Genomic DNA, 26,269 nt, shown 5'->3' with positions numbered 1-26,269 from the left:
CGCCGGGACAAGGAAAAAAGCCGCCCCCGAAGGGGCGGCTTGCAGGCTCGAGGTGGGTCGTGTGCGCCGACCCTTGGTTCGATTTACTTGTCTTACTTGTGATAAGCAGTCTCGCCGTGCGAGCTGATATCGAGGCCCTCACGCTCCTCTTCCTCGGTGACACGCAGGCCGATGGTCATGTCCACCAGCTTGTAGGCGATGACCGAGACAATGCCCGACCACAAGATGGTGATACCGACGGCCTTGGCCTGGGTCAGGAACTGGGTGCCGATGGAGTAGGCGTCCGGGGCGATGGCGGCGGCGGTGACCCAGTCACCGACGGCGCTCGGGCCACCCAGGGCCGGGCTGTTGAACACGCCGGTCAGCAGGGCACCGATGATGCCGCCGATGCCGTGCACGCCGAACACGTCGAGCGAGTCGTCCGCGCCGAGCATCTTCTTCAGGCCCGACACACCCCACAGGCAGGCGAAGCCAGCCACGAAGCCGATCACCAGGCCACCGCCGATACCGACGTTGCCGGCAGCCGGCGTGATGGCCACCAAGCCAGCGACAGCACCCGAAGCAGCACCCAGCATCGAAGCCTTGCCCTTGAGCAGGGCTTCACCCACGCACCAGGCCAGCACGGCAGCGGCCGTGGCAGCGAAGGTGTTGATGAAGGCCAGGGCAGCGAAGCCGTTGGCTTCCAGCGCGGAGCCGGCGTTGAAGCCGAACCAGCCCACCCACAGCAGCGAGGCACCGACCATGGTCAGCGTCAGGCTGTGCGGGGTGAAGGCTTCACGGCCGTAGCCGATGCGCTTGCCCACCATGTAGGCACCCACCAGGCCAGCAACGGCGGCGTTGATGTGCACGACGGTACCGCCGGCAAAGTCCAGCGCACCCATCTGCCAGATGTAGCCAGCGGTGCTGTTGACCTTGTCCACCACGTCAGCCGAGGTGTAGGCATCCGGGCCGGCCCAGAACCAGACCATGTGCGCGATGGGCAGGTAGCTGAAGGTGAACCACAGGGCCAGGAAGGCGAGCACGGCCGAGAACTTCACGCGCTCGGCGAAGGCGCCGATGATCAGGCAGGCCGTGATGCCAGCGAAGGTGGCCTGGAAGGCAGCAAACACCATTTCAGGAATGACCACACCCTTGCTGAAGGTGGCGGCGTTCGAGAAGGTGCCAGCGACGTTGTCCCAGATGCCCTTCATGAAGAGGCGGTCCGTGCCACCGATGAAGGCATTGCCCTCGGTGAACGCGAGGCTGTAGCCGTACAGCACCCACAGCACCACGATCAGCGAGAAGCCGACCATCACCTGCATCAGCACCGACAGCATGTTCTTGCTGCGCACGAGGCCACCGTAGAAGAGAGCCAGGCCGGGGACGGTCATCAGGATGACGAGCAGGGTCGACAGCATCATCCAGGCGGTGTCGCCCTTGTTGGGCACCGGCGCGGGGGCCGAGGCGGCCTCAGCGGCAGGCGCTGCGACTGCAGCCACGGCCGAAGCCGCATCCGCCACGGCCGAGGCAGCGGCGCTGGCGGCATCCTGAGCCCACGCGGACGGTGCGAACACCGCCGCCGCCAGGGCAAGGCATGCGAGTAGTTTTTTCATCTTGGTTTCTCCAGCGGGTGCGTTGCTCAGAGGGCTTCGTTGCCGGTTTCGCCGGTGCGGATCCGGACGACCTGATCCAGCGGCGACACGAAAATCTTCCCGTCGCCGATCTTGCCGGTGCGAGCCGAGGACTCGATGGCCTCGATGACGCGGTCGACGACGTCGTCCGCCACAGCGGCTTCGATCTTGACCTTGGGCAGGAAGTCAACAACGTATTCGGCCCCCCGGTACAGCTCGGTGTGGCCCTTTTGGCGGCCGAAGCCCTTGACCTCGGTCACGGTCAGCCCCTGCACGCCGATGGCGCTGAGGGCCTCACGCACCTCGTCGAGCTTGAACGGCTTGATGACGGCGGTAATGAGTTTCATGTCACTGTTCCTCTGGCGATCAGAAGGTCTTCTTGAGGCCAACGACGAAGGTGGTCTTGGCCAGGTCCTTGCCAGCGCCGACGTAGGCGCCCTTCTTGGCATCGGTGCCGACGAGGGCACCACTCAGCACCAGGCCGGAGAAGTCCTTGGCCAGGGTGATCGAGTAGTCGGTGTAGGACACCGCGCTGTTGTGCTTGACGGTCTGGTGGCCGATGTGCGGGGCCAGGCTCAGGCCGTTGCCGAGGTCGAAGGTGGCCGTCACGTCCAGGTAGCCGCTGCCCTTGCTGTCGGCAAAGCCGAACAGGTTGGAGGTGCTGTGCGAGTACTTGGCGGTCACGACGCCGAAGGTCACGGCGCCATAGACCTCCAGCGTGTTGGCGCTGGGGTTGAGCTTGTTGCTGGGGTAGAGGTATTGCAGCAGGCCGACGTCCACCGTCACGCCCGGGGCGACTTCGGTCTTGTAGCCGCCGTAGACGTCGACTTCGAGGTTGCCGTCACCGCCGCCGTCCTTGACCCACTTGATCGTCGAGGCCCAGGTGCCGATGTAGAAGCCATTGGCTGCTGCGTAGTCGGCGCCACCTTGCAGGGCGGGCTTCAGGCGGCTCTGGGCAATGCCGCGGTAGCGGTACTCGGTCACGGCACCCAGGTTGAACGACAAAGGATCCGGGGCCTCGTCAGCCAGGGCAGGCAGCGCGGTGAAAGCGGCAGAGGCAGCCAGGAGGGCCAGCAGGGTCTTCTTCATCTAAATCTCCGATGACTAAAGGAAAGAGTGCGGAAAGGGGAAAGCGATGGACGAGGGTTTGCAGCTTCCATGCCAGCCCTGCGCACACCCCCAGCCCCTGGCAGCAGCCCCGGTAAGAATGCCCCGCCACGCACCAGTTCAGCCCATGCTGCAGCTTGGTGCGCACACTACTTTGGTGCATTTGCACCGGGATCGTCCAGTCCGGTGCCCTAGGAGTCTGCGCGGCAGAGATCCAGGCCCGCGCCAGGGCGAGTTGCGGGGCCAATCTAGGCGCCGGCGAGGCGTTGGATCGGCGCCAACAACGAGCCGGCAACGACGAGTGGCCCCGCAAATCGCCCCGGCCCGAAGGGTTGGACCCGGAAGGGGGGCGATTCGGCGTTGCACCGCTTGTCCGGGGGGCTACCCCGGACGGCGCGCTGCGCCTTGCCTCGCCCCCCTTCCGGGGCCAACGCGGACCTGGATCTCTGCCGCGCAGACTCCTAGCTTGCCCGGCTGTCGCGTCCGAGACGGGCTGGCTAGACTCGGCCCCCATGGGAGACACCGCTACTCCGCCGCCACCCGCCGCTGCCCCGGCACCCGCAGCGCACCCACGGCTCGATGTGCTGGCCGGCGCCGCCCTGGGCACCCTGCTCGGGCTGCTGGTGGGGCTGTCGGCCTCGCCGGTGGTCGGCTCGGTGGTGGGGGCGCTCACGGCCCTGCTGGCCGGGCTGTTCGGCCTGTCCGAGAAGCTGCCGCTGGGCCTGGGCGCCGGGGGCGCGCGGCGCATGGCGGGCTTTGGCATCGCCGCCACGCTGAGCCTGCTGGCCGGCCTGCACCTGCGCTCGCACCAGTGGCTGGCGCCCGACGTGAACGAGCTCAAACGCCAGATTGCCGAGGTCGGCGTCACCGACCCCGCCGAGCAGCGCCAGTTGCTCAAGTTCCTGCGCTTTGGCCTGCTGCCGGAGGGCGCCAAGGCCACGGCCGAGGCCGGCAAGGCCAGCGGCCCCGGCGCCTCGCTGCTCTATGCCGCCGAGGCGCCGGGCTTCTGCACCGAGCTGCGCCGCCTGCAAGCCGAGCGTGCGAGCGCCGCCGACCTGCTGGTCCATCTCGGTACCGGCAGCGACGCCGCCAAGCGTGCAGCAGCAAACATCCAGGCGCTGCCCGCGCCCGAGCGCGAGGCTGCGCTGCGCGTGGCACCGCTCTACCTCTGCGCCGCATGAAGCGCATCGGCGCTGCACTCGGCCTTGCCGCCGTGCTGCTGGGCGCCCAGGCCGCTGCGCCCAGCTATGAGCTGCGCCGCCAGGCCCTGGCCAGCCTCGTCAAGGTGCGCGCCACCGACTGCCCCGACGGCGACCGCGCCGCCAGCGGCTTTGTGCTGGAGCGCGGCGAGCGCATCGTCACCGCACACCACGCCGTTGGTGGCTGCCGCCAGGTGGTGGTGAGCTTTGAAGGGGCCGAGAAGGACAAGCTGCGCCCGGCGCGCATCGTGCGCGTGCACGCCGCCGGCGACCTGGCCTTGCTGGAAGTGGCGACAGCGCCCGCCGCCGCCCGCCCGCTGCGCATGGCCGCCACGGCGCCTGACCCTGACAGCGTCTTTGCCGGCCTGGGCTACGCGCTGAACATGCCCACCGCCAGCGACATCGAGGTGCGCTTTGCCGTGGGCGCCCGGCGCCTGCGCGACATCCTGCCGCCCGAGGCGGCCACCGAGCTCGTGCGCAACCGCAGCCGCATCGCCACCGACCGCGAGGTGCTGCGCTTCAACGTCGCGCTGCAGCCGGGCATGTCGGGCGGCCCCATCATCGACGCCAGTGGTGCCGTGATCGGCGTGGTGGCTGGGGGCCTCAAGGCGGGCGCCGCACCGGCCAGCTGGGGCTGGCCCAGCGAGAACGTGCGCCTGCTGCTGGCCTCCACCGAGCCGGTGGACCAGGTCGTCACCCCCGCCCGGACGCACTACACGCTGCAGGACTTCAACGCCGTCTCGGCCGCGCTGGCGGCCAACCGCAGCCTGCGCTGTGGCGACCTCGACTTTGTCGACACCGGCACCCGCAGCCTGGCCGAGCTGATGCGCGGCGCCGACGACTGGCCGCGCGTGCAGCACCTGATCAACATCTCGCGCGAGGACCCGGCCGTGCTGGCCAACGAGCGCTTCCAGGTCTGGCTGCACCGGGCCAGCGGGGCCACCGCCATCGTGCCGGCCGGCTACGCGCTGCGCGCCGAGGGGCGCGTCTGCGTCGCACGCTCGTCGCAAGGGCCGTTTGAGCAAGTAGTGTTTGGCACGCCCGCGCCGGGCCAGGTCTCGGTCTTTGCCGCCTCCAAGCAGTACGAAGAGCAGCTCGCGCTGGCGCGCCTGATGCCGTGGCAGTTCCTGCAGTTCGACGTGCAGCTCACCACCGCCGCCCTCAACCCCATCACCGGCCAGATGGAGCCGACCACACTGGGCCAGCCCACCGGCCTGATGTTTGCGCGCAAGGGCGTGATCATGCGGCGGCCCGAGGGCCTGGGGCATGCCTTCAGCACCCTCGTGGCGCGCAGCGACACCTTCCTCGGCGTCAGCACGCTCAACCGCGTGCAGCACCCGGGCCTCGCCAACTGCCCACTACCCGCCACGCCCAACGCCTATTGCGTGGCCGCCATGGCCCACCTGCGCGAGTGGACGCGCTTCGTGCTGGCCACCCAGCTCTCGACCTACCCGACCTACTGATGTCCCTCGCCATCGTCCACAGCCGCGCGCTGGACGGCCTTGCCGCCGCGCCCGTCACCGTCGAGGTCCACCTGGCCAATGGCCTGCCCAGCTTCACCGTTGTGGGCCTGGCCGACACCGAAGTGAAAGAGGCCCGCGAGCGCGTACGTGCCGCGCTGCAGAACAGCGGCCTCGGCTTCCCCCACAACCAGCGCATCACCGTCAATCTGGCACCGGCCGACCTGCCCAAAGAGGGTGGCCGGTTTGACTTGCCCATTGCGCTGGGCGTGCTGGCCGCCAATGGCCAGCTCGATGCGGCCGCACTCGCGCGCTTCGAGTGCGCGGGCGAGCTCTCGCTGGCGGGTGAGCTGCGCCCCGTGCGCGGCGCCCTGGCGATGGCGCTGGCCGTGCGGCGCGAGGCCGAGCCCCGCCCGCTGCTGTTGCCCGAAGCCAGTGCACTGGAGGCCGCCTTGGTGGACGGCCTCGACGTGCGCGCGGCCCGGCATCTGCTCGACGTCGTCGCTGCCCTGCAGCCGAACAGCGAGCAAGGCCTCACCCGCGCCGCCAGCCCGCCGCGCAGCACGCCGCCGCGCGGGCCTGACCTGGCCGACATCAAGGGCCAGCAAGCCCCCAAGCGCGCGCTCGAAATTGCCGCCGCCGGGGGCCACTCGCTCTTGATGGTGGGCCCGCCCGGCACCGGCAAGTCCATGCTCGCGCAGCGCCTGCCGGGCCTGCTGCCGCCGCTGGAGGACGACGAAGCCATCGCCGCCGCAGCGGTGCAAAGCCTGATCGGTGCCTTCTCGCCCGAGCGCTGGGGCGAGCGCCCGTACCGCGCGCCCCACCACACGGCCAGCAGCATCGCCCTCGTCGGCGGCGGCTCACCCCCGCGCCCGGGTGAGATCTCGCTGGCCCAGCATGGCGTGCTCTTCCTTGATGAACTCCCAGAGTTCCCGCGCACCGCCCTTGAGGCCTTGCGTGAGCCGCTAGAGACCGGCCGCATCCTCATCAGCCGCGCCGCGCGGCAGGCCGAGTTCCCGGCGCGCTTCCAGCTCGTGGCGGCCATGAACCCCTGCCCCTGCGGCCACTTGGGCAACCCGCTCAAGGCCTGCCGCTGCACGCCCGACCAAGTCAGCCGCTACCAAGGCAAGCTCAGTGGCCCCTTCCTGGACCGGCTCGACCTGTTGATCGAGGTGCCGGTGATCCCGCCCGCCGAGCTGCAAGCCCTGGCCCCCGGCGAGACCTCGGCCCAGGTGGCCGAGCGCGTGGCCGCCGCGCAGGTCCGCGCCCGCGCGCGGCAAGGCAAGCCCAATGCGCAGCTGGCCGCCCAGGAGCTGGCCGAGCACGCCACGCTCGACCCAGCCGCCCAGGCCCTGCTCACCCGCACGGCCGAAAAGCTCGGCTGGTCGGCGCGCAGTTTTCATCGCGTGCTGCGCGTGGCCCGCACGGTGGCGGACCTCGCCGGCATCGACGCCATCGGCCCGGCCCAGGTGGCCGAGGCCATCCAACTGCGGCGCGGCTTGCCCTCTGCCCATCAACACTGAGCCTCATGCACTTCGACCCTGCCCACACCATTGCCGACGAGGCTGCTTTGCGCGCCCTCTTCGAGCCCACGCACGACCTGGCGGTGAAGAAGTGCCAGGACCAGCTCAGCCCGCATGCACGCGAGTTCATTGCGCGTTCGCCCTTTCTGTGCATCGGCACCCAGAGCCGCGACGGCCGCGCCGATGTGAGCCCGCGTGGTGACTCGGTGGGCTTCGTCAAGGTGCTGGACGAGCGCACGCTCGCCATCCCCGACCGGCCGGGCAACAACCGGCTGGATACCCAGGTCAACATCCTGAGCAACCCGAACGTCGGCCTGCTCTTCATCGTGCCGGGCTTTGAGGACACGCTGCGCGTCAACGGCCAGGCCCGCCTCGTCACCGACCCGGCCTTGCTGCAAACCATGGCCGTGCAGGACCGAGTGCCCAAGCTCGCCATCGTGGTCACGGTGCAGGAAGTCTTCATGCACTGCGCCAAGGCCTTCAGGCGCTCGCGCCTGTGGGATGTGGCCAGCCAGCAGAACCGACGCGAGATGCCCTCGCTCGTCAAGATCATCCTCGACGAGACCACCGGCGCCCCGGCCGAGGACGAGATGCGCAAGCTGGACGAGGGCCTGGAAGAGGCCTACCGCAAGACCCTGTACTGAGCCCCTGGTGAGGGCTACATCACCGCGCCCAGCTGCCAGGGCACGAACTCGTTATGCCCCAGGTCGTTCTCCTCGCTGAGCGTGGCGCGGCCTGAGGCGGTGGCGAGCATCAGCTCGAAGAGCGCGCGGCCGGCCTCGGCCACGCTGCAGTCGCCATCATTGACGCCGCCGGCATTGAAGTCCATGTCGAGCGCCATGCGCTGGAAGATGGCCGTGTGGGTGGCGATCTTGAGCGAGGGCGTGGGCTTGCAGCCGTAGGTGGAGCCGCGGCCGGTGGTGAAGCAGATGAGGTTGGCGCCGCCCGCCACTTGGCCGGTGGCAGAGACGGGGTCGTAGCCCGGCGTGTCCATGAAGACGAGGCCCGGCGTGCTGGGTCGCTCGGCGTAGGCCAGCACCTCCATCAGCCCGGTCTGGCCGCCCTTGGCGACGGCGCCGAGCGACTTCTCCAAGATGGTGGTGATGCCGCCGGCCTTGTTGCCGGGCGAGGGGTTGTTGTTCATGTCGCCGCCGTGCTGGGCGGTGTAGGCCTCCCACCAGCGGATGCGCTCGCGCAGGCGCTCGGCCACGTCGGGGCGCGCGGCGCGGGCGGTGAGCAGGTGCTCGGCGCCGTAGATCTCGGGCGTCTCAGACAGGATGGCCGTGCCGCCTTGTTGCACCAGCAGGTCCACCGCTGCGCCGAGCGCGGGGTTGGCGCTGATGCCGGAGTAGCCGTCAGAGCCACCGCATTGCAGGCCGACGACGAGATGCCGCGCCGATACCGTCGAGCGCACATCACGCGCCGCCACGGCCAGCAGCTCGGCCACCTGCTCAATGCCTTGCTGGATGGCCTCGCGGGTGCCGCCAGCGTCCTGGATGCCGAGCACGCGCAGGCGTTCCGCCGGCAGGGGCAGGTCCTGCGCCAGGCCTTGCACCTGGTTGACCTCGCAGCCCAGGCCGATGACGAGCACGCCGCCCACATTGGGGTGGACGGCATAGCCGCGCAGCGTGCGCCGCAGCAGCTCAAAGCCCTCGCCACTGCTGGCCATGCCGCAGCCCGTGCCGTGGGTGACGGCGACCACGCCGTCCACACCCGGCCAGGCGGCCAATGCCGATCCGCCGTAGTGGCGCTCGATGGCCTTGCAGACCGTGGCCGAGCAGTTGACGCTGGAGAGCACGAGCACGTAGTTGCGCGTGCCCACCCGGCCATCGGCGCGCACATAGCCCTGGAACTGCGCCTGATGCTCAGCTGCTGCGGCTGGGCGGTAGTCGCGGCCATCGGTGTGGGCCAGCGCGAGCGGGCCGATGTCGAGGTTGTGCACGTGGACGTGCTCACCGGCCGCAATGTCGCGCGTGGCCTGGCCGATCACCTGGCCGTACTTGCGCACGTCTTGGCCGGCGGCGATGGCGCGCAGCGCGAGCTTGTGGCCGGCGGGCACGGCGTCGCGCGCCGTCAAGCCAGCCTCGCCCAGCTGGGCCCCGGCCGCCAGCGCCACACGCGCCACGGCCACGTCGTCATCGGGGTGCAGGCGCAACAGCAGGGCTTCAGTCGACATGGAACACCTCTTCCATCATGGCCCAGTGCTCACCCGGCGCACGGCTCTCCAAGGGCCGCTGGCAGGGGCTGCAAAAGGTCCACCAGCGGCGGGTTTCGGGGTCGGCGGCGATGGCGGCCATGTCGGCCTCGAAGTCGCTGCCGTGGTACTCCCAGCAGCCGAACAGCAAGCACTCGGGCTCACGCAGATAGATGCTGTAGTTGCGGATGTTGGAGGCCGCGAGCCGTGCCAGCACGCTGGGCCAAACGGCGGCGTGCAGTTGCTTGTACTCATTGATGCGGTCCGGCTCGATGCCGATGACCATGCCCATGCGTTTCATGTGGGGGCCTATTGGGTAGGGGGGTGCAGCGCCGCGCGCAACCAGGGTTGGGCCAAGCCAGGCAGACGGGCTTGCGCCTCGGCCACCACGGGCGCGAGGCGGCGCTGCTTCTTGACCGCGTGGTTCTGGGCGATGTCAGCCAGCCGGTGGGCGACGAAGGGGTTGAGCAAACGGCTGCGCAGCTCCACCAGGTAGTCGCGCGCAGCGGGGCCCTCGCCCAGAGCGTCGAAGACGGGCAGCACCTCGTCCTGCCAGACGCCTTGCAGCACGCGGTGCCAGGCCAGGTCGCGCATCGCGTCCAGCACGGTCATGCCCGGCGGCTGGCCGGCGCGCAGCCACAGCTCGGCAAGCAGGGTGTGGCCGAGGTTGAGCAGCCAGAGCTTGAGGCGCTCGAACTCCTGCAGCGCGTCGGTCACCACGATGGCCGGGTGGGTGCAGGGCAGCACCAGCCTGGGCTGGCGCTCGATGGCCCAGAGCGCATAGGGCTCGGCCACGGCGCCGGCGGGTGAGAGGGCCTCGGGCACGATGCGGTCCACCAGCGAGTTGGCCCACACGGGGTGGGCCAGCAGCCAGGCTTGGAACTCGGTGGGTAACTGCCACTGCTGGGCCAGTTGGCTGACGATGTCGCGCAGCGTGTCGCCATTGCGCGAGATCAGCTCGCAGGGCAGCAGGCTGAGCGGGGCCTCGGGCACGCGCTGCCAGCGCTCGTGTAGCAGCACCAGCAGCTTGGCCGGGAAGCCGCGTGGCGCAGCGGCCGCCGCCCCGAGCTGCGCGGCTGAGTCATCGTCAAAGCCCTGGTAGCCCGCGTCACCGGTGTTGGACAGCACCACTTGCACCGTGCCGCTGGCAAAGCCGGCGCGCAGCTGCGGCCAGTCGCGCGCGGTGCTCAGCGCCGCCTGCACGCTGGTCACACGCTGGCGCTCCTCCACCGGCTCGCCACCCCGCAAGCCGCGCACGATGACCTCATAGCCTTCGGCCAGCGCAGCGAGGCGCGCCGTGCTCGCGGGGCTGTCCGTCGTCTGCACGACGGTGATGCGCCCCAGGGCTTCGCCACGCGACAGCGCCTCGGACACGAACAGGTCGGCATGCGCCTGCAGGAAGCGGCTGGTGCCGAACTGCAGGATGGGCGTGTTCAGCATTCGATGAGCGCTTTGACGACGCCGCGTGCAGGGTCGAGCAGCTCGGCAAAGCGCGTGGGCACTTCGGCCAGGCTGAGCCGGTGCGTGGCCAGCGCGGCCACGGGCACCTGGCCGGCCTTCATCGCGGCGATGACGGTCTCGAAGTCTTCCGTGGTGGCATTGCGGCTGCCCAGCAGCGTGGTCTCGCGCTTGTGGAACTCGGGGTCGGCAAAGCTCATCTGCCCCTGCACCACCGACACCAGCACATAGCGCCCGCCATGGGCCACAAAACGCAGGCCGCGCTCCATGGCCTTGAGGTTGCCGGTGGCGTCGAACACGGCGTCAAAGAACTCGCCGTCGGTGAAGGCCGAGAGCTGGGCTTCGTCCGTCTCGCCGAGCTGAACCCCGAGCTCGGCGCCCAAGTGCTCGGTCGCCACCGCGAGCCGGTCGGCCCGGCCATCGAGGCCCACGACGCGCGCGCCGCGCAGGCGGGCAAACAGCATCACTGCGAGGCCAATGGGGCCCGCGCCGGTGACCAACACGCGCTCGCCGGCTGCGAGGCCCGCGCGCCGCACAGCATGGGCGCCGATGGCGAGGAATTCAAGCATCGCGGCCTGGTCGAGGCTGATGCCTTCGACCTTGTGCACAAAGCCTTCGGGCACGGCCAGGTACTCGGCAAAGCCGCCGTCGCGGTGCACGCCCAGCACCTGGATCTGGGTGCAGCAATTGGGCTTGCCCTTGCGGCAGGCGATGCAGCGGCCACAGGACAGGTAGGGCATCACATAGACCGTGTCGCCAGCCTTCAGGCCGCTCTCGGGCGCGGCTTCTTCGACGACGCCGGCCAGCTCGTGGCCCATCACGCGCGGGTAGCTGAGGAAGGGCTGGTTGCCGGTGAAGATGTGCAGGTCGGTGCCGCAGACGCCGACGCGGCGAATGCGCAGCAGCACCTCGCCGGCCTGGCGCTCGGGGCGGGGGCGTTCAAGCGCGACCAGGGCGCCGGGGGAGTCGCAGGAAACAGTCAGCATCAGAGGAGTCCGTAGGCCTGAGCGGCGTTGCCGCCGAAGACGGCCTCGACATCGGCCGCCGTGGGGGCGGGGTCGAGGCTTTCCAAAATGTCGTGGGCCAGTTGCCACCAGCCGGCGTAGTCGCCCGCGAGGCGCAGCACGGGCCAGTCGCTGCCCCAGAGCAGGCGCTGGGGGCCAAAGAACTGCCACAGCAACTGCACATAGGGGCGCAAGCTTGCGGCGTCGCAGCGCTCGCCGGCCTCGGTCAAGAGCCCCGAGAGCTTGCACTGCACCTGCGGCAGTGCGGCCAGCTGCGCCATGTCTTGCTGCCAGGGCTCGATCTCGCCACGCGCGATCAAGGGCTTGGCCGCGTGGTCGATGACGAGGCGAAGCATCGGGTGGCGGCGCGCAAAGCTCAGCAAGCCCGGCAGCTGGCGCGGCAGCACCAGGGCATCAAACACCAGGCCGTGGCGCACCATGGCCTCGGCGGCGGGCGCGGTGGCGGGGTCGGCAATCCAGTCGTCGTCGGGCAGGTCCTGCAGCATGGGGCGCAGGCCTTTGAGCTTGGGGTGCCGGGCCAGCTGCTCGATCTGCGCGGGCGCATCGGGCGCCTTGAAGTCCACCCAGCCCACCACGCCGCGCACCCAGGGCGTGGCGTCGGCCACGGCGAGCATCCAGTCGGTGTCGGCGCGCGTGGGCATGGACTGCACCAGCACGGTGGCGTCGATGCCAGCGGTGCGGCGCGCATCGTCCAGGTCTGCCGGGCCGAAGTCGCGGTAGATGGCGGCCAGCTCGGGCGGCGGCCAGGCGCCTTGGCGGTCAGCCAGGCGCCAGAAGTGCTGGTGGGCGTCGACCTTCATGCTCAGTAGAGAACCTGGCGCGCCTCAGGCGACTGCAGATTGGCCTTGTTGACCATCATCACGCCGGTGTCGCGGAACTTCGGGACCGGCTTGCGCTGCAGCACCTCGTTCACGGTCTGCACGCCGAGCTGGCCCATCTGGAAGGAGGACTGCACGGCGATGGCGTCGAGCGTGCCGTCCTTGACGAAGCGCTGCAGGTCTTCATTGCCATCAAAGCCGATGGCCACGACCTTGCCGGCGCGGCCGCTTTGCACCAGGGCGCGGCCCATGCCTACGGCGGTGGGCTCGTTGGCCCCGAAGATGCCTTTGAGGTCGCGGTGCGAGGCCAGCACGTCGGTGGTCTGGTTGAGCGCCGTGGCCATTTGCGACTGCGAGTAGAACGGCCCAACGATTTGCAGCTTGGAGTTGGCCTGCAGATAGGCCTTGAAGCCGCCCACGCGCCCGACCTCGGAGCCGGCGCCGGCCACGTAGGACATGATGGCCACCTTGCCCTCGCGGCCGATGCGCTCGATCAAGAGCTTGGCGCAGGCCTCGCCCGCCGCCTTGTTGTCGGTGGCGAGGAAGGACTGGTAGTAGGCCTTGCCGCTGTCGGCCACCTGCGAGTCGATCAGCACGACGGGGATGCGCGCCTCCCAGGCCTTCTTGATGGCGGGCACCAGGGCATCGGGGTCGGACGGCGCGAGCACGATGCCGGCCACCTTGCGGTTGACGGCGTTCTCGACGAGGTTGACCTGGTCGGCAATGGCCGACTCTGTCGCCGGGCCCGAGAAGGTCAGCGTGTGGCCCTTGATCTGCTTGATCGCTGCGTCGGCGCCCTTGTGGACGTTTTGCCAGAAGGTGGAGTTGGTGGTCTTGACGATGACGGCGATCTCGCCGGCCTGGGCGGCCATCGGCAACACGGCGATGGAGACAAGGGCCAAAGCCTGGCGCAGGAGAGCTTGCATGCGAGGTGCCTCTTTCGTGTTCAGCGGCGGTTGCGCAGTTGGTCGATCCAGACGGTGACGAGGATCACCAGCCCGATGATGATTTGCTGGGTGAAGGCGGAGACGCCGTTCATGTTCAGGCCGTTGCGCAGGATGCCGATCACGAAGGACCCGATCAGGGTGCCCGAGACCGAGCCCACGCCGCCACTGAGCGAGGTGCCCCCGATGACGGCAGCGGCGATGGCGTCCAGCTCGTACATCACGCCTTCGTTGGGCTGGGCGGTGACGAGGCGCGACATCAGCACGCAGCCCGTGAGGCCCGCCAGCGCGCCGGAAGCGATGTAGGCAAACATCACCACGCGCTTCACGTTCACACCCGAGAGCCGCGCGGCCTCCTGGTTGGAGCCCACGGCGGTCAGGTGCCGGCCCAGGGTCGTGCGGCGCAGCAGCACGCCGGCCACGATGGCCAGCAGCAGCATCAGGATCACCGGGTAGGGGATGCCGGGGAAGACCACGTCCGGGAAGCCCTGCTCGTCAATGCGCTCGATGCGCCACAGCGCGCCATTGCCCAGCACGCCAAAGGCTTCTCCGAGGCCCGAGATGGCGCGCGCATCGGTCAGCTGCAGCGCCACGCCGCGCGCCACGAGCATCATCCCCAGCGTGGCGATGAAGGGCGGCAGCTTGAGCCAGGTCACGCACAGGCCATTGACCGCGCCGCACAGCCCGCCCACCACGATGCCGATCAACATGGCCGGCGCCACCGGCACGCCGGCCTTGACCGACATGGCCGCCGCCACGCCCGACAGCGCCAGCACCGAGCCGACGGAGAGGTCGATGCCGCCGGTCAGGATCACCAACGTGGCGCCGATGCCGAGGTAGACGATGGACGTGACCTGGAGCGACACCGTCATCGCGTTGCCGACGGAGAAGAAGGCCTCGCTGGTCATCGAGAAGGCGACGACGAGCACGAGCAGCCCGGCGAGGGCGGCGAACTTCTGGATCAGGTCTTTTTGGCGGTCGGTCATGAAGCGTCTGCGGTTTCGGAGGCGGGCCGGGCCTGGGTCTGCCGGACCGAGGCGTGGCGCATGATTTCTTCCTGCGAGGTGGCGCGCGTGTCCAGCACGGCGGCAATCAGGCCCTCGCGGAACACGGCCACGCGGTCGGTGAGGCCGAGGATCTCGGGCAGGTCGGAGCTGATCAGGATCACGCCGCGCCCTTCGGCGGCGAGCTGGTCCATCAGCTCATAGATGGCGTGCTTGGCGCCCACGTCGATGCCGCGCGTCGGCTCGTCAAAGATGATGACGCGCGCCTCGCGCAGCAGCCATTTGGCAATCACCACCTTCTGCTGGTTGCCGCCCGAGAGCAGGCGCACCGTTTGCGCGGTGGACGGGGTGCGGATGCCCAGGCGCTGCACATAGTCCTGCGCGGCGGCTTCCTCGCGCTGGAAGTCGATGAAGCCGAGCGCGTTCGACATCCGGCCCATGCTGGCCAGGCTGATGTTGTGGGCCACGCTCATGCTCACGGCCAGGCCCTGGCCCTTGCGGTCCTCGGACACATAGGCCAGGCCCTCGCGGATGGCGTCGATGGGCGAGCCGATGCGCAAAGCGCGGCCTTGCAGCTCGATCTGGCCGGCCTCCATCGGGTCGGCCCCAAACAGCGCGCGGGCCAGCTCGGTGCGGCCGGCGCCGATCAGGCCCGCAAAGCCGAGGATCTCGCCGCGCCGCAGCTCGAAGTCCACCGGCCCCGTGCCGCCGCGCCGCACCAGGCCCTGCACGCGCAGCAGCAGCTCGGGGGTGGGCTGGCGGGTGGCGGCGGGGTAGTGCTCATCCAGCGCGCGGCCCACCATGGCGCTGACGATGTCGTCGATCGAGGTTTCGGCAAAAGGCTTGGACCAGATCCACTGCCCGTCGCGCAGCACGGTGACGCGGTCGGCGATCTGCGCCAGCTCGTCGAGCCGGTGCGAGATGTAGACGATGCCCACGCCGCTGCGCTTGAGGTCCTGGATCACGGCCAGCAGGCGCGCGGCGTCGGCCTCGCCGAGCGAGGAGGTCGGCTCGTCCATGATCAGCAGCTGGGCGTTCATGGACAGCGCCTTGGCGATCTCGACCAGCTGCTGCTGGGCGATGGGCAGACTGCCCAGCGGCGCGTCGGGGTCGATGGCCACGCCCAGCCGGCTCAGGCTGGCGGCGGCACCGGCGCGCTGCTGCGCGCGGTCGATGAAGAAGCCGCGCCGGGGCTCGCGGCCCAGAAAGATGTTCTCGGCCACCGTCAAATGGGGCACCAGGTTCAGCTCCTGGTGAATCATCACGATGCCCAGGGCCTGGGCCTGCGCCAGGCCCGCCGGGCCTCCGAGCTGCACCGGCTGGCCCTCGAAGCGGATCTCGCCCTCGTCCGGCGTGTAGACCCCGCTCAGGATCTTCATCAGCGTGGACTTGCCGGCGCCGTTCTCGCCGCACAGCGCATGCACCTCGCCGGCCGCCAGGCTGAGGTTGACGCCCGAGAGCGCCACCACGTTGGCAAAGCGCTTGGTCAGCCCTGCCACGCTCAGCAAGGGCGGCGCATCGGGGGGGGCGGAGGAATGCACGGACAGCCGATTGGTCAAACCACTTTGGTCATGCCACTGTGCCAGTTTTGCCATTTGGTCCGACCAGTGCTTACCCCTATCGCTCAATCACCCCTAAATCACCGCGTGACTGCCAGAATTTTTAGGCCCACCGCTCCGGTCAGGCCAAATTGGTCTGGCCAATTCACCACTTGCGCATGTCCCAACCCGCTCGCTCCCACGATCACCGGCGCCCCTACCAGCAGGTTGCCGACCGCATCCGCACGCTGATCGAGGCGGCCGCCTTCACCGCCGGCACGCGGCTGCCGCCCGAGCGCGAGCTGGCGCAGCAGCTGGGCGTGTCGCGGCCCTCGCTGCGCGAGGCGCTGATTGCGCTGGAGATTGACCGCCGCATCGAGATCCGCGGCGGCTCGGGCGTCTATGTGTGCGAGCCTGCAGCCGCCAGCAGCGACCGCTCGACCCCCGCGCTGGGCGAGAGCCCGGCCGAGCTGATGCAGGCCCGCGCCGCGCTGGAAGGCGCCGTCATCACCCTGGCGGCGGCGCGCGTCACCAAGGCGGGCCTGCAGCGCATCGAGGATGCCCTGCAAGCCATGCGCGCCGACGTGCAGCAAGGCCGCGCCCCGGTGCAGGCCGACCGGCGCTTCCACCTCGCCATTGCTGAGATGAGCGGCAATATGGTGCTGGTGGACCTGGTGGGCGCGCTGTTTGACGGCCGGCACAGCCCGCTGTCCAGCCTGATGAGCGACCGCGCCGAATCGCCCTATAGCTGGGGCGCCGCCGTGGCCGAGCACGAAGCCGTGCTGCGCGCGCTGGAGGCCCGCGACCCGCTGGCCGCCGCCGCCGCGATGAGCAGCCACCTGCATGCCTCGCACGGCCGCTGGTTGGCCGAGCCCCTGCCTGGAAGTGAAGCCCCATGACCCGATTCATTGCCTGCCTGGCCCTGCTCGCCTCGCTCGTCTCACTCAGCGCACAGGCCGCCGACATCCCCTACGCCACGCTGCAGCGCATCGAGCCCGGCGACACGCCCGAGCTCATCGCCGAGAAAGCCGCCAAGGTGCTGCCGCGTCCGCACCAGGTGGACTGGATGCGGCTGGAGCGCACCTTCTTCCTGCACTTCGGCGTGAACACCTTCAACGAGGTGGAGTGGGGCAGCGGGCGCGAGGAGCCGGCGCTCTTCAACCCGAGCAGCCTCGATGCCCGGCAGTGGCTGCGCGCCGTCAAGCTGCTGGACGGCAAGATGCTGGTGCTGGTGGCCAAGCACCACGACGGCTTCTCGATGTGGCCCACGCGGTACACCGGCCACTCCAGCGCGGCCAGCCCGTGGCGCGGTGGCAAGGGTGACCTGGTGCGCGAGGTGTCCACGGCCGCGCGCGAGGCGGGCGTCAAGTTCGCGGTCTACCTGTCACCGGCTGACCTGTACCAGCTCAAGACCAACCCCAAGAACCCCACGCCCTACTACGGCAACGGCAGCCCCAAGCGGCCCACCACCATCCCCACCGACCCGGCGCACTTCAGCACCGACCCGAGCCGCAGCCGCGCGCCCACGCCGGGCTTTGGCAGCTACCGCTACGAGGTGGACGACTACAACCGCTACTTCCTCAACCAGCTCTACGAGCTGCTGACCGAGTACGGCCCCATCCATGAGGTCTGGTTCGACGGCGCCAACCCCGACCCCAGCGTCGAGCAAACCTACGACTACGCCGCCTGGTACGACCTGATCCGCCACCTGCAACCGCAGGCCGTCATCATGGGCAAGGGCCCCGACGTGCGCTGGGTGGGCACCGAGAGCGGCTATGGCCGCACCACGGAGTGGAGCGTGATCCCGCTGCCCACGCCGCCCGAACAGTTCAACTGGCCCGACTGGCAGGGCGCCGACCTCGGCTCGCGCGCGCAGCTCAAGGCCGGCTCCTACCTCTGGTGGTACCCGGCTGAGACCAATGTGACCATGCTCGGCAACGGCCAGTGGTTCTGGGCCCGCACCAAGCGGCCGCGCCCGGTGCCGCAGTTGGTGGACATCTTTTTCTCCAGCATCGGTCGCAACGGCAATCTGATCCTCAACCTCTCGCCCGACCAGCGCGGCCTGGTGCCCGACGACCAGATGGCCGCCCTGGCGCAGATGGGCGAGATCATCCGCAAGACCTTCAAGACCAACCTCGCGGCGGGCGCCCGCGTCAGCAGCGATCACGCAGCGGCAGGCCATGCGGCGGCAGCGGCAGTGGACGGCAAGCTGGCCACCTGGTGGGAGGCCGCGCCCGGCAAAGCTGGCGGCACGCTGACCCTGCAGCTGCGCGGCACGCAGACCTTCGACGTCATCTCCCTGCAAGAGGCCGTGGCCCAGCGCGGCCAGCGCATCGAGCGCTTTGCGCTGGAAGCCTGGGGCCCGGGTGGCTGGGCGCCGGTGCCCAAGCTCCTGCTTGATGAGACCACCACCGTGGGCCAGCGCCGCCTGATCCGGCTGAGCCACCCCCTCACCACCGACCGCCTGCGCGTGCGCATCGAGGCCGCGCGCTTGGCGCCCACGCTGGCCGAGGTCGCGCTCTACCGCCAGTCGCTGGACCTGATGCCGCCGGTGATTGCCGACCGCGACACCGAGGGCCGTGTGGCGATCACCCACTCGGCTGGCGGGGCCCTGGTCTACACGCTCGACGGCAGCACGCCCACGCTGCAATCCACCCGCTACAGCAGCCCCTTGAGCCTGCCCACCAGCGGCATCGTCAAAGCCGCGCGGGTGCAGGCTGATGGTCGGCTCGGCGAGGTCGGCACGCGCAACTTCATCGGCCTCTCGCCCCGCGGCTGGAAGGTCGTCGAGGTGGACAGCGAGGAGGTCACCCAAGGCGACAACGCCGCCCGCCTCGCCATCGACGGCGACCCCAATACGCACTGGCACACGCGCTGGAGTGCCGACCTCAAGCCGCCCCACCACGTCACCATCGACATGGGTCAGCTGCACCGCATCGCCGGCTTCGTCTTCCTGCCGCGCCAGGACGGCTTGCTCAACGGCACCGCCGACCGCTACCGCTTCGAAACTAGCGAGGACGGCAAAGCTTGGGCTGTGCAGGTGGACGGCGGCACTTTTGCCAATGTGCGCAACAACCCCGACCAACAGGAAGTGCGCTTCGCCCCGATCACAGCGCGCTACTTCCGCTACACCGTACTCACTGAGGTCTGGGGCAATGGCTGGGCCAGTGCGGCCGAGCTCTCCGTCATCCCCGCTGCTCCATGAAAACACACGCCCTGCTTGCCCAGCTGCTGCTGGCCGTCACGTGTCTGCAAAGCGCCCAGGCCGAGCCTGCCGACAACCGCCCTGACTGGCCCGGCGCCGGCCAGCTCTTCGTGGGCACCAACTACCAGCCCTACGACCGCACGCGCGAGCAGATTGAGCGCGACATCGCCCGCATGAAGGACGCAGGCATGAAGGTCGTGCGCTTTGGCGACCTGGCCTGGGATGCCTTCGAGCCGCAGGAGGGCCGCTTCGACTTCGCGCTGACCGACTGGCTCATGGACCGCATGCAGGCCGCCGGCCTCAAGGTGCTGCTCGACATTCCCGGCCAGCCGGCTCCGGTGTGGATGCACCACCGCTACCCCGGCGTGAGCATCGTCACCCAGCAAGGCACCCGGCTCGACCCGGCCGAGCGCTACATGGACAACGTGGCCGACCCCGACTACCGGCGCCTGGTGCACCGCCTGGCCGAGCGCATGCTGCAGCGCTATGCCAAGCACCCGGCCCTGTTTGCCGTGGGCTACAACAACGAGGCCGGCAATGGCATGGTGTCCTACTCAGAGGCCGACCGGCTGCGCTTCATCGCCTGGCTCAAGCGCAAGTACGGCAGCCTCGACGCGCTCAACACCGCCTGGGCCACTCAGCGCTGGTCACGCCGCATCAATGCCTGGGACGAGGTGCGCCTGCCCTACATCGACGGCCCCGGCCCCTACGAGCGCTACCTGGACATGCGGCGCTTCTGGTCCGACGCCACCATCGCCGTGCTGCGCGACCTGGACGCCGTGCGCCGCCGCTTCGCGCCCGACAAGCCCGCCATCTCCAACCTCTGGGACAGCGCCTGGCGCAAGGGCTTTGACATGCTCGCCACCTACCGCGATTACGTGAGCTACGGCGCGATGGGCTTCTACCCGGGCGAGCCGCTCGGGGCGGCGTTTGAGGCCACCATGATGCGGGCCGGCATGACGGCGCCGATCTGGTTCAACGAGTTCACCGCCGGCGGCCCCGGCTACTACGGCACGCGCGGCCGCTCGCGCATGTGGGCGCACTTCGGCCTGCTGCTGGGTGCGCAAGCCGTGCTGCCCTGGACCTGGCACAGCCACCACGGCGGTGAGGAGCAAGCCCTCTTCGGCCTCATCGACCACGACGACCGCCCGTCCTGGAAGCTGGCCGAGTTCGCCACCATCGCACGCGATTTCGCGCAGCTAGAGAAGCTCGGCTTCCCGCGCCTGCAGCAGCCCCAAGTGGCCATCGCCTACGCGTTTGACAACATCATCGCCACCAACCTGCCCAAGGAGGGCATGTCCAACACCGTGCGGCCCTATGTGAACCCCGGCTACATGAAGCAGGCGCATGCGGCCTACGAGCCGCTGTTCAAGGGCAATGTCGATGTGGCGGTGATCCACCTCGGGGCCGAGGACCTGTCGCGCTACAAGCTCGTCATCGTGCCCGGCATGTACCTGCTCGACGAGACCAGCCGCAAGCGGCTGCGCGCCTTTGTCGAAGCCGGCGGTACTGTTGTGATGACCGCCCAATCCGCCAAGGTGGACGACCACAACCAGTGGTTCCACACTCCACTGCCAGGTGGGCTGACCGATGTGTTTGGTCTGCGCACCAATGAGTTCTTTGGCGCGGGCGACTTGCAGATGCGCCTGGAGAACGGCGAGGTCGCCAAGGCTGCTGGCGCCGCCAGCGTCGAGGTGCTGGAGCCGGCCACGGCCGAGGTGCTGGCGCGCTTTGTCAACGTCGAGGGCCAGCCGCCGGCGCTGACGGTCAACCGCTTCGGCAAGGGCCGCGCGATCTACCTCGCCACCGTGGCCCAGGCCCCGCTGCTGGCGCCGCTTTACGAGCGCCTGATCAGCGAGCTGAACATCGAGACCGGGCCGCGCACGCCCGAGGGCGTCTCAGCCCGCACCGTGCAACGCCGCCGCTACTACGTCAACACCACGGCCGAGCCCAAGGACGTGCCCATCGATGGCACCCAGCGCGGGCTGCTGAGTGGCCAGACCTGGACCGGCACGCTCAAGCTGCCGGGCTTTGGGGCGGAGCTGCTGCAAAGTCAATGACGCACTGACTCACATCAACCTGAGTTCACCGTCACGCACCACCACGTGGTCACCCGCGCGCAGGCCCGGGTTGGTGGTGCGCTCGAAGCGGCGCTGGCGGCCCGTGGCGTCGGCCACGCGGACGACCCAGACCGTGGTGGCGCGCTCGCGCTTCTCGATCTCGTGGCCGGCATAGCCACCGGCCACGGCACCGCCCACGGTGGCCAGCTTCTTGCCGTCGCCCTTGCCGACGGCGCTGCCGAGCAAGCCGCCCACCACCGCACCACCCACGGCGCCCAGGCCACTGGCCTGGCCGGCCTGGCGCTCGGCGTGCACGTCCAGCACCACCGCACAGCCCTCGCACTGCAAGGCCTCGATGCGTGAGCCTGCAGCGGGCTGGGCGCTGGCCTGCACGCCGCTGGCACGGGCGTCGTGCGGCGGGGGCTCGGCATTGGTCTGCGAGTGACCCAGCGCATAGGCCCCGCCCAGCAAGGCAATGACCACGGCCGCCGCCGCGACAGATTGGGTGGAACGTTGAAGCAGGAAGCGGGGCACAGACATGAGCAAACTCCGAGAGCGAATGGACACGCACTCAGAATGCCCCAGCCCTTCACGCCGCCGACCGCCGCGAGGTAAACCTGCCACCCCGATTGGTGAGCAACTGCAAGCGCAAGCCGCCAGACGTAAGCGCGCCGGCCGCGTGCGCAGCAGGCGTGTCGATGTGCAAACGTGGGGGGCTGGGTTGACGTTCTCGCGACTTGCGCGTCGTCAGATCTGGCTCAAGCATCCGATGCTGCTCGCGGGGCGCGGCGATGGCGGAATAAGCCGAAGTGGCAAGGTGTTGCAGTTCAGTGTCAAGGTCGCCCAGTTCTACCTCATTTAACCTTCGGGGGCGGCGTGTAAATCAAACTACTCCAATCCTGCCGAGATATTTGCGCTGAAATTTGATTTGCTATGGGTGTCGCAGCGACTATCTCAGCCGATTCGGGAGGAAGCCCCTCGATACAAACATGCTGAACGACACACTGGCGCATTTTGTAAAAATCAAGCACTCCGGGATCATTGACAAACTGCCTTACTACAAGAGCCTCGACAATACCTGCCTGTGCATCTTTCAATCCATGACTTGACGTTAGCAGTTTGTGTAGATCTGCGGATGCCCACAGCGTAAATTCCAGAGGGTTTTCTGTCGGCATAGACAGGGCACCGACTATGGCTGGAAATCGCTCAGCGACTGGAGCATTGACGCTGATGTGATTGAGAAAAGGACGCATCTTTTCCCTGCCTCCTGCTTCTCTTTGACGACTCAGAAAATCAGCCCCCTGATAGGATGTACAGTAATTTGATAAGGCTTCCAGAGATCTATTTGCTTCTTGTCTAGCGGCTGCTCGGGGCAAATAGACCTCCAACCCTCCACCATCAAATCCCGTCGGACCTAGCCCCTTTGAAAGCTGTGCCACCTCTGAGCAACCAAAGTATGCTCGATAGGCCCGCACATTTTCACGAACGCCCCCCTGCTTCAAAGCGCGCTCGTAAATGTCAGCTATTGATCCCAGCAGAATTCTCGGTTTTGGAGGCACGACCTGTGCTGCACCAATGGCTCCCAAGGACGCCACGGACACCGAACTGGCGGCTGATGGGGTTTGATCTGCCACACTCGGAGCCGGCTTTCCAACGGGATCGATTGTTTTGTTGCCAGATATCTCAGGAGTTTGCACCTGGGTATCCGACTGAAAGTATCTGCCGCCAGACAATAGCAGTACCAGTACTACTCCGAGGCCAATCACCACATGGATGGAATATTTGGTCACCCGCATTTTTCAATTCCCGCCAGCACACCACCTGCCTTTTCCTGTATTCCCGCCAACTGACATGCCGAAGGAGGAATTTTTGGGAAAATTCTTGTCATTATGGGAAATGACTCTTTGACTGTTGATTCACAGTATTGAAAGGCTCTCGCGATGTAGATTTCGTCCGGCTCGCCCGACTTTGGACATGGCAGGACAAGTCCCTCGGCAATTTTCTTCGCCGCGTCAGCAGTGGCCAGCATCTCGCTTGCGTCGCCAGTGACCGGGGCACCACCAGGCGGTGAAGCAATAGTTGTCCCACCCCCGTAATTCCAGCGCCCCCGAATGAATTCGTCAATAGCCGCAGCGCACGACGCGCAAGACCCTTCGATGACGACATCATCAATTTTTTCAAGTGCGCTGACTGAACCAATTGTCAAGACACAAAGCCCCGCAACCAGCAACTTTCTGCCAAACCTACTTGAAACCAATTCCATTTGTAAACCCCTCACCTTAGTCGACAGTAAATACCAGACGCCAGCGCGCTAGCTGAATGCTCTGGCCGGACCTATGGCATTTGAAATGGCGGGAGGGGGGGGGTGTCAATCAGGGTTCTTGCCGCCCCTATTCTGAATATCGCAGGGTCGCGGGCTTCTAACCCAGCAATGGCGCCAACGCCCGCTTGGCGTCGTCTTCAGTCAAGCCACAGCGCTGCGCCCAGTCGGCCAGCTGATCCAAACCGATGCGCCCGACGTTGAAGTACGCCGCATCGGGGTGCGCCAGATAGAAGCCGCTGACGCTGGCGGCCGGGGTCATGGCCATGGAGTCGGTCAGGCCCATGCCGATCTCGGCGGGTTGCAGCAGGCCGAAGAGGTCGCGCTTGACGAGGTGGTCGGGGCAGGCCGGATAGCCGGGGGCGGGGCGGATTCCGCTGTAGCGCTCTGCGACCAGGTCCTCATTGCTCAGCTGCTCAGCCGGCGCATAGGCCCAGAACTCGCGGCGCACGCGCTCGTGCAGCCACTCGGCGGCGGCCTCGGCCAGGCGATCGGCCAGGGCCTTGAGCATGATGGCGCTGTAGTCGTCGTGCTGGAGCAGGAACTCGGCTTCCTTCTTGTCCACACCAAGGCCGGCCGTGACGGCGAAGGCGCCGATGTGGTCACCGGCCGGGTCGATGAAGTCCGAGAGGCAGCGGTTGGGTCGTTTGACCCCGTCGACCACCGGCCGCTCGGTCTGCATGCGCAGGCCGTGCCAGGTCATGGCGGGGCCGTCGCCGATGCGGATGTCGTCGCCCTCGCGCGTGGCCGGGTAGAGGCCGAAGACGGCATGCGCCTGCAGCCAGCGGCCGTCGATGATCTTCTTGAGCATGGCTTGCGCGTCGGCAAACACCTTGCGCGCCTGCTCGCCCACCACGGCGTCGTCGAGGATGGCGGGGTAGGGGCCGGCGAGGTCCCAGGTCTGGAAGAAGGGGCCCCAGTCGATGTAGCGGGCCAGCTCGGCGAGGTCGAGGTTCTTGAGCACGCGGCGGCCGGTGAACTTCGGGGCCGGCGCCTTGCGGCTGAAATCAAGCTTCGCGCCATTGGCCCGCGCCTCGGCCAGAGAGACCAGCGGCGTCTGCTTCTTGGCGGCGTGCAGCGCGCGCACGGTGTCGAAGTCGGCGCGCAGCTCGGCGATGTAGGCGGCCGAGCGCTCCTCGCTCAGCAGCTCGGTGCACACGCCCACGGCGCGCGAGGCATCGGGCACATAGACCACGGGGCCGTTGTAGTGCGGCGCGATCTTGACGGCGGTGTGCACGCGGCTGGTGGTGGCGCCGCCGATGAGCAGCGGCGTTTGCTGGCCGACGAAGTACGGGTCGCGCTGCATCTCGGCGGCCACGTGCTGCATCTCTTCGAGGCTGGGGGTGATGAGGCCGCTGAGGCCGATGATGTCGGCGCCCTCTTCCTTGGCCTTCTTGAGGATGTCCTGGGCCGGCACCATCACGCCCATGTTGACGACCTCGTAGTTGTTGCACTGCAGGACGACGGTGACGATGTTCTTGCCGATGTCGTGCACGTCGCCCTTGACGGTGGCGATGACGATCTTGCCCTTCGGCTTCGCGTCGCCACCGGCGGCCACGAGCTGGCGCTTTTCTTCCTCGATGTAGGGCACGAGGTGGGCCACGGCGCTCTTCATCACGCGAGCGCTCTTGACCACCTGGGGCAGGAACATCTTGCCCTGGCCGAAGAGGTCGCCCACCACGTTCATGCCGGCCATCAAGGGGCCTTCGATGACGTGCAGCGGCCGGCCTCCGCTGGCCTTGATGGCCTGCCAGGCCTCTTCGGTGTCTTCGGTGATGAAGTCGGTGATGCCGTGCACCAGCGCGTGGCTGAGGCGGGCGTTGACATCGCCCGCACGCCAGGCCAGGCGAGCCGAGTCGTCCTTGCCGGCGCTCTTGGCGCGGTCGGCGATTTCGACGAGGCGCTCGCCGGCGTCCTTGCGACGATTGAGCACCACGTCTTCGACGCGCTCACGCAGCTCGGGGTCGAGGTCGTCGTAGACGCCGATCATCCCGGCGTTGACGATGCCCATGTCCATGCCCGCCTGGATGGCGTGGTACAGGAACACGGTGTGGATGGCCTCGCGCACCGGCTCGTTGCCGCGGAAGCTGAAGCTCACGTTGGACACACCGCCCGAGACCTTGGCGCCGGGCAGGTGCTGCTTGATCCAGCGCGTGGCGTTGATGAAGTCCACCGCGTAGTTGTCGTGCTCCTCGATGCCCGTCGCGATGGCGAATATGTTGGGGTCGAAGATGATGTCCTCGGGCGGGAAATCGACCTCGTCCACGAGGATGCGGTAGGCCCGCGCGCAGATCTCAGTCTTGCGGGCAAAGGTGTCGGCCTGGCCTTGTTCGTCAAAGGCCATCACCACGGCGGCGGCGCCGTAGCGGCGCACGAGCTTGGCTTGGCGCTTGAACTCGGCCTCGCCTTCCTTGAGCGAGATGGAGTTGACGATGCCCTTGCCCTGGATGCAGCGCAGGCCGGCCTCGATCACGCTCCACTTGGACGAGTCGATCATCACCGGCACGCGGGCGATCTCGGGCTCGCCGGCCATCAGGTTCAGGAAGCGCACCATGGCGGCCTGGCTGTCCAGCATGGCCTCGTCCATGTTGACGTCGATCACCTGCGCGCCGTTCTCCACCTGCTGGCGCGCCACGGCCAGCGCTTCTTCAAACTGCCCGGCCAGGATCAGGCGCGCAAAGGCCTTGGAGCCGGTGACATTGGTGCGTTCGCCGATGTTGACGAAGAGCGTGCCGGCGCCAATGGCGACGGGCTCCAGGCCGGAGAGCTTGAGGGGGGGCGGGGGCAGAACAGACATGGCGACA

Annotated in this window: 22 protein-coding genes; 7 read left to right on the top strand and 15 right to left on the bottom strand. The window is 68.2% G+C overall.

The window, feature by feature from the left end:
• Positions 1-92: 92 nt before the first annotated feature.
• The 3 genes from ABDJ85_RS03890 to ABDJ85_RS03880 are packed head-to-tail and all read right to left on the bottom strand — an operon-like array spanning position 93 to position 2,699.
• On the bottom strand, positions 93-1,592 hold the full coding sequence (locus ABDJ85_RS03890) for an ammonium transporter (RefSeq protein ID WP_347703419.1): 1,500 nt from the start codon (positions 1,590-1,592) through the stop codon (positions 93-95).
• A gap of 26 nt (positions 1,593-1,618) precedes the next feature.
• Complete coding sequence (gene glnK / locus ABDJ85_RS03885; protein WP_347703418.1) at positions 1,619-1,957, bottom strand: P-II family nitrogen regulator; 339 nt, start codon at positions 1,955-1,957, stop codon at positions 1,619-1,621.
• 19 nt (positions 1,958-1,976) lie between these two features.
• Positions 1,977-2,699 carry a TorF family putative porin gene (locus ABDJ85_RS03880; RefSeq protein WP_347703417.1) on the bottom strand — a complete coding sequence of 241 codons (723 nt, stop codon included), beginning with the start codon at positions 2,697-2,699 and terminating at the stop codon, positions 1,977-1,979.
• A 530-nt stretch (positions 2,700-3,229) separates the two neighbouring features.
• On the opposite strand from ABDJ85_RS03880, the gene ABDJ85_RS03875 reads away from it, so the two are divergent.
• The 4 genes from ABDJ85_RS03875 to ABDJ85_RS03860 are packed head-to-tail and all read left to right on the top strand — an operon-like array spanning position 3,230 to position 7,543.
• The gene (locus ABDJ85_RS03875; RefSeq protein ID WP_347703416.1) at positions 3,230-3,898 is read left to right on the top strand and encodes a hypothetical protein; all 669 of its coding nucleotides are present in this window, start codon (positions 3,230-3,232) and stop codon (positions 3,896-3,898) included.
• Positions 3,895-5,379 (top strand): trypsin-like peptidase domain-containing protein, encoded by a 1,485-nt coding sequence (locus ABDJ85_RS03870; protein WP_347703415.1) that lies wholly within the window; start codon positions 3,895-3,897, stop codon positions 5,377-5,379. Before ABDJ85_RS03875 ends, ABDJ85_RS03870 begins: the two co-directional genes overlap by 4 nt.
• Positions 5,379-6,899, top strand: coding sequence for a YifB family Mg chelatase-like AAA ATPase (locus ABDJ85_RS03865; protein WP_347703414.1), 1,521 nt, complete (start codon positions 5,379-5,381; stop codon positions 6,897-6,899). Before ABDJ85_RS03870 ends, ABDJ85_RS03865 begins: the two co-directional genes overlap by 1 nt.
• 5 nt (positions 6,900-6,904) lie before the next feature.
• On the top strand, positions 6,905-7,543 hold the full coding sequence (locus ABDJ85_RS03860) for a pyridoxamine 5'-phosphate oxidase family protein (protein ID WP_347703413.1): 639 nt from the start codon (positions 6,905-6,907) through the stop codon (positions 7,541-7,543).
• A gap of 14 nt (positions 7,544-7,557) precedes the next feature.
• Here the strand turns inward: ABDJ85_RS03860 and ABDJ85_RS03855 are convergent, their stop codons facing one another.
• Genes ABDJ85_RS03855 through ABDJ85_RS03820 form a run of 8 tightly spaced genes read right to left on the bottom strand, consistent with a single transcriptional unit; the run spans position 7,558 to position 15,937 of the window.
• A complete protein-coding gene (locus ABDJ85_RS03855) occupies positions 7,558-9,075 on the bottom strand; it encodes a UxaA family hydrolase (protein WP_347703412.1) in 1,518 nt (505 codons plus the stop codon).
• Positions 9,065-9,394 carry an L-rhamnose mutarotase gene (locus ABDJ85_RS03850; protein WP_347703411.1) on the bottom strand — a complete coding sequence of 110 codons (330 nt, stop codon included), beginning with the start codon at positions 9,392-9,394 and terminating at the stop codon, positions 9,065-9,067. The genes ABDJ85_RS03855 and ABDJ85_RS03850 overlap by 11 nt, the downstream gene beginning before the upstream one ends.
• 8 nt (positions 9,395-9,402) lie before the next feature.
• Positions 9,403-10,530, bottom strand: coding sequence for a mannitol dehydrogenase family protein (locus tag ABDJ85_RS03845; RefSeq protein ID WP_347703824.1), 1,128 nt, complete (start codon positions 10,528-10,530; stop codon positions 9,403-9,405).
• Positions 10,527-11,537 (bottom strand): zinc-binding alcohol dehydrogenase family protein, encoded by a 1,011-nt coding sequence (locus tag ABDJ85_RS03840; protein WP_347703410.1) that lies wholly within the window; start codon positions 11,535-11,537, stop codon positions 10,527-10,529. Before ABDJ85_RS03840 ends, ABDJ85_RS03845 begins: the two co-directional genes overlap by 4 nt.
• Positions 11,537-12,382, bottom strand: coding sequence for an amidohydrolase family protein (locus ABDJ85_RS03835; RefSeq protein ID WP_347703823.1), 846 nt, complete (start codon positions 12,380-12,382; stop codon positions 11,537-11,539). Before ABDJ85_RS03835 ends, ABDJ85_RS03840 begins: the two co-directional genes overlap by 1 nt.
• On the bottom strand, positions 12,379-13,320 hold the full coding sequence (locus ABDJ85_RS03830) for an ABC transporter substrate-binding protein (RefSeq protein ID WP_347703409.1): 942 nt from the start codon (positions 13,318-13,320) through the stop codon (positions 12,379-12,381). The genes ABDJ85_RS03835 and ABDJ85_RS03830 overlap by 4 nt, the downstream gene beginning before the upstream one ends.
• Positions 13,321-13,340: 20 nt before the next feature.
• Positions 13,341-14,324, bottom strand: a complete 984-nt coding sequence (locus ABDJ85_RS03825; protein WP_347703408.1) for an ABC transporter permease — start codon at positions 14,322-14,324, stop codon at positions 13,341-13,343.
• Positions 14,321-15,937, bottom strand: coding sequence for a sugar ABC transporter ATP-binding protein (locus tag ABDJ85_RS03820; RefSeq protein ID WP_347703407.1), 1,617 nt, complete (start codon positions 15,935-15,937; stop codon positions 14,321-14,323). Before ABDJ85_RS03820 ends, ABDJ85_RS03825 begins: the two co-directional genes overlap by 4 nt.
• Before the next feature lie 122 nt (positions 15,938-16,059).
• Between ABDJ85_RS03820 and ABDJ85_RS03815 the strand changes: the two genes are divergently transcribed.
• From ABDJ85_RS03815 to ABDJ85_RS03805, 3 genes are read left to right on the top strand one after another with little or no spacing between them, the layout of a single operon-like run.
• Positions 16,060-16,779 (top strand): FadR/GntR family transcriptional regulator, encoded by a 720-nt coding sequence (locus ABDJ85_RS03815; RefSeq protein WP_347703406.1) that lies wholly within the window; start codon positions 16,060-16,062, stop codon positions 16,777-16,779.
• Positions 16,776-19,085: a discoidin domain-containing protein gene (locus tag ABDJ85_RS03810; protein ID WP_347703405.1), complete on the top strand. Its 2,310-nt coding sequence runs from the start codon at positions 16,776-16,778 to the stop codon at positions 19,083-19,085. Before ABDJ85_RS03815 ends, ABDJ85_RS03810 begins: the two co-directional genes overlap by 4 nt.
• A complete protein-coding gene (locus ABDJ85_RS03805; RefSeq protein WP_347703404.1) occupies positions 19,082-21,145 on the top strand; it encodes a beta-galactosidase in 2,064 nt (687 codons plus the stop codon). Before ABDJ85_RS03810 ends, ABDJ85_RS03805 begins: the two co-directional genes overlap by 4 nt.
• Before the next feature lie 9 nt (positions 21,146-21,154).
• On the opposite strand, the gene ABDJ85_RS03800 is transcribed toward ABDJ85_RS03805, so the two are convergent.
• From ABDJ85_RS03800 to metH, 4 genes are all read right to left on the bottom strand, one after another.
• A complete protein-coding gene (locus ABDJ85_RS03800) occupies positions 21,155-21,685 on the bottom strand; it encodes a glycine zipper 2TM domain-containing protein (RefSeq protein WP_347703403.1) in 531 nt (176 codons plus the stop codon).
• 314 nt (positions 21,686-21,999) lie between these two features.
• Positions 22,000-22,941, bottom strand: a complete 942-nt coding sequence (locus ABDJ85_RS03795) for a hypothetical protein (protein ID WP_347703402.1) — start codon at positions 22,939-22,941, stop codon at positions 22,000-22,002.
• A complete protein-coding gene (locus ABDJ85_RS03790; protein ID WP_347703401.1) occupies positions 22,932-23,408 on the bottom strand; it encodes a hypothetical protein in 477 nt (158 codons plus the stop codon). Before ABDJ85_RS03790 ends, ABDJ85_RS03795 begins: the two co-directional genes overlap by 10 nt.
• 157 nt (positions 23,409-23,565) lie before the next feature.
• Positions 23,566-26,262: a methionine synthase gene (metH, locus tag ABDJ85_RS03785; protein ID WP_347703400.1), complete on the bottom strand. Its 2,697-nt coding sequence runs from the start codon at positions 26,260-26,262 to the stop codon at positions 23,566-23,568.
• Between the last annotated feature and the right edge of the window lie 7 nt (positions 26,263-26,269).

It is taken from the genome of Roseateles paludis, from assembly GCF_039872745.1.
Classification (GTDB): Bacteria; Pseudomonadota; Gammaproteobacteria; order Burkholderiales; family Burkholderiaceae_C; genus Pelomonas; species Pelomonas paludis.
Note: the sequence above shows the minus strand (reverse complement) of the source record. Positions and strands in the feature narration are given on the sequence as shown.

Bases quoted from the DNA above. Each gene is read 5' to 3' on its own strand.
- ABDJ85_RS03890 (WP_347703419.1), bottom strand. From the start codon at position 1,592: ATGAAAAAACTACTCGCATGCCTTGCCCTGGCGGCGGCGGTGTTCGCA.
- glnK (WP_347703418.1), bottom strand. From the start codon at position 1,957: ATGAAACTCATTACCGCCGTCATCAAGCCGTTCAAGCTCGACGAGGTG.
- ABDJ85_RS03880 (WP_347703417.1), bottom strand. From the start codon at position 2,699: ATGAAGAAGACCCTGCTGGCCCTCCTGGCTGCCTCTGCCGCTTTCACC.
- ABDJ85_RS03875 (WP_347703416.1), top strand. From the start codon at position 3,230: ATGGGAGACACCGCTACTCCGCCGCCACCCGCCGCTGCCCCGGCACCC.
- ABDJ85_RS03870 (WP_347703415.1), top strand. From the start codon at position 3,895: ATGAAGCGCATCGGCGCTGCACTCGGCCTTGCCGCCGTGCTGCTGGGC.
- ABDJ85_RS03865 (WP_347703414.1), top strand. From the start codon at position 5,379: ATGTCCCTCGCCATCGTCCACAGCCGCGCGCTGGACGGCCTTGCCGCC.
- ABDJ85_RS03860 (WP_347703413.1), top strand. From the start codon at position 6,905: ATGCACTTCGACCCTGCCCACACCATTGCCGACGAGGCTGCTTTGCGC.
- ABDJ85_RS03855 (WP_347703412.1), bottom strand. From the start codon at position 9,075: ATGTCGACTGAAGCCCTGCTGTTGCGCCTGCACCCCGATGACGACGTG.
- ABDJ85_RS03850 (WP_347703411.1), bottom strand. From the start codon at position 9,394: ATGAAACGCATGGGCATGGTCATCGGCATCGAGCCGGACCGCATCAAT.
- ABDJ85_RS03840 (WP_347703410.1), bottom strand. From the start codon at position 11,537: ATGCTGACTGTTTCCTGCGACTCCCCCGGCGCCCTGGTCGCGCTTGAA.
- ABDJ85_RS03830 (WP_347703409.1), bottom strand. From the start codon at position 13,320: ATGCAAGCTCTCCTGCGCCAGGCTTTGGCCCTTGTCTCCATCGCCGTG.
- ABDJ85_RS03825 (WP_347703408.1), bottom strand. From the start codon at position 14,324: ATGACCGACCGCCAAAAAGACCTGATCCAGAAGTTCGCCGCCCTCGCC.
- ABDJ85_RS03820 (WP_347703407.1), bottom strand. From the start codon at position 15,937: ATGGCAAAACTGGCACAGTGGCATGACCAAAGTGGTTTGACCAATCGG.
- ABDJ85_RS03815 (WP_347703406.1), top strand. From the start codon at position 16,060: ATGTCCCAACCCGCTCGCTCCCACGATCACCGGCGCCCCTACCAGCAG.
- ABDJ85_RS03810 (WP_347703405.1), top strand. From the start codon at position 16,776: ATGACCCGATTCATTGCCTGCCTGGCCCTGCTCGCCTCGCTCGTCTCA.
- ABDJ85_RS03805 (WP_347703404.1), top strand. From the start codon at position 19,082: ATGAAAACACACGCCCTGCTTGCCCAGCTGCTGCTGGCCGTCACGTGT.
- ABDJ85_RS03800 (WP_347703403.1), bottom strand. From the start codon at position 21,685: ATGTCTGTGCCCCGCTTCCTGCTTCAACGTTCCACCCAATCTGTCGCG.
- ABDJ85_RS03795 (WP_347703402.1), bottom strand. From the start codon at position 22,941: ATGCGGGTGACCAAATATTCCATCCATGTGGTGATTGGCCTCGGAGTA.
- ABDJ85_RS03790 (WP_347703401.1), bottom strand. From the start codon at position 23,408: ATGGAATTGGTTTCAAGTAGGTTTGGCAGAAAGTTGCTGGTTGCGGGG.
- metH (WP_347703400.1), bottom strand. From the start codon at position 26,262: ATGTCTGTTCTGCCCCCGCCCCCCCTCAAGCTCTCCGGCCTGGAGCCC.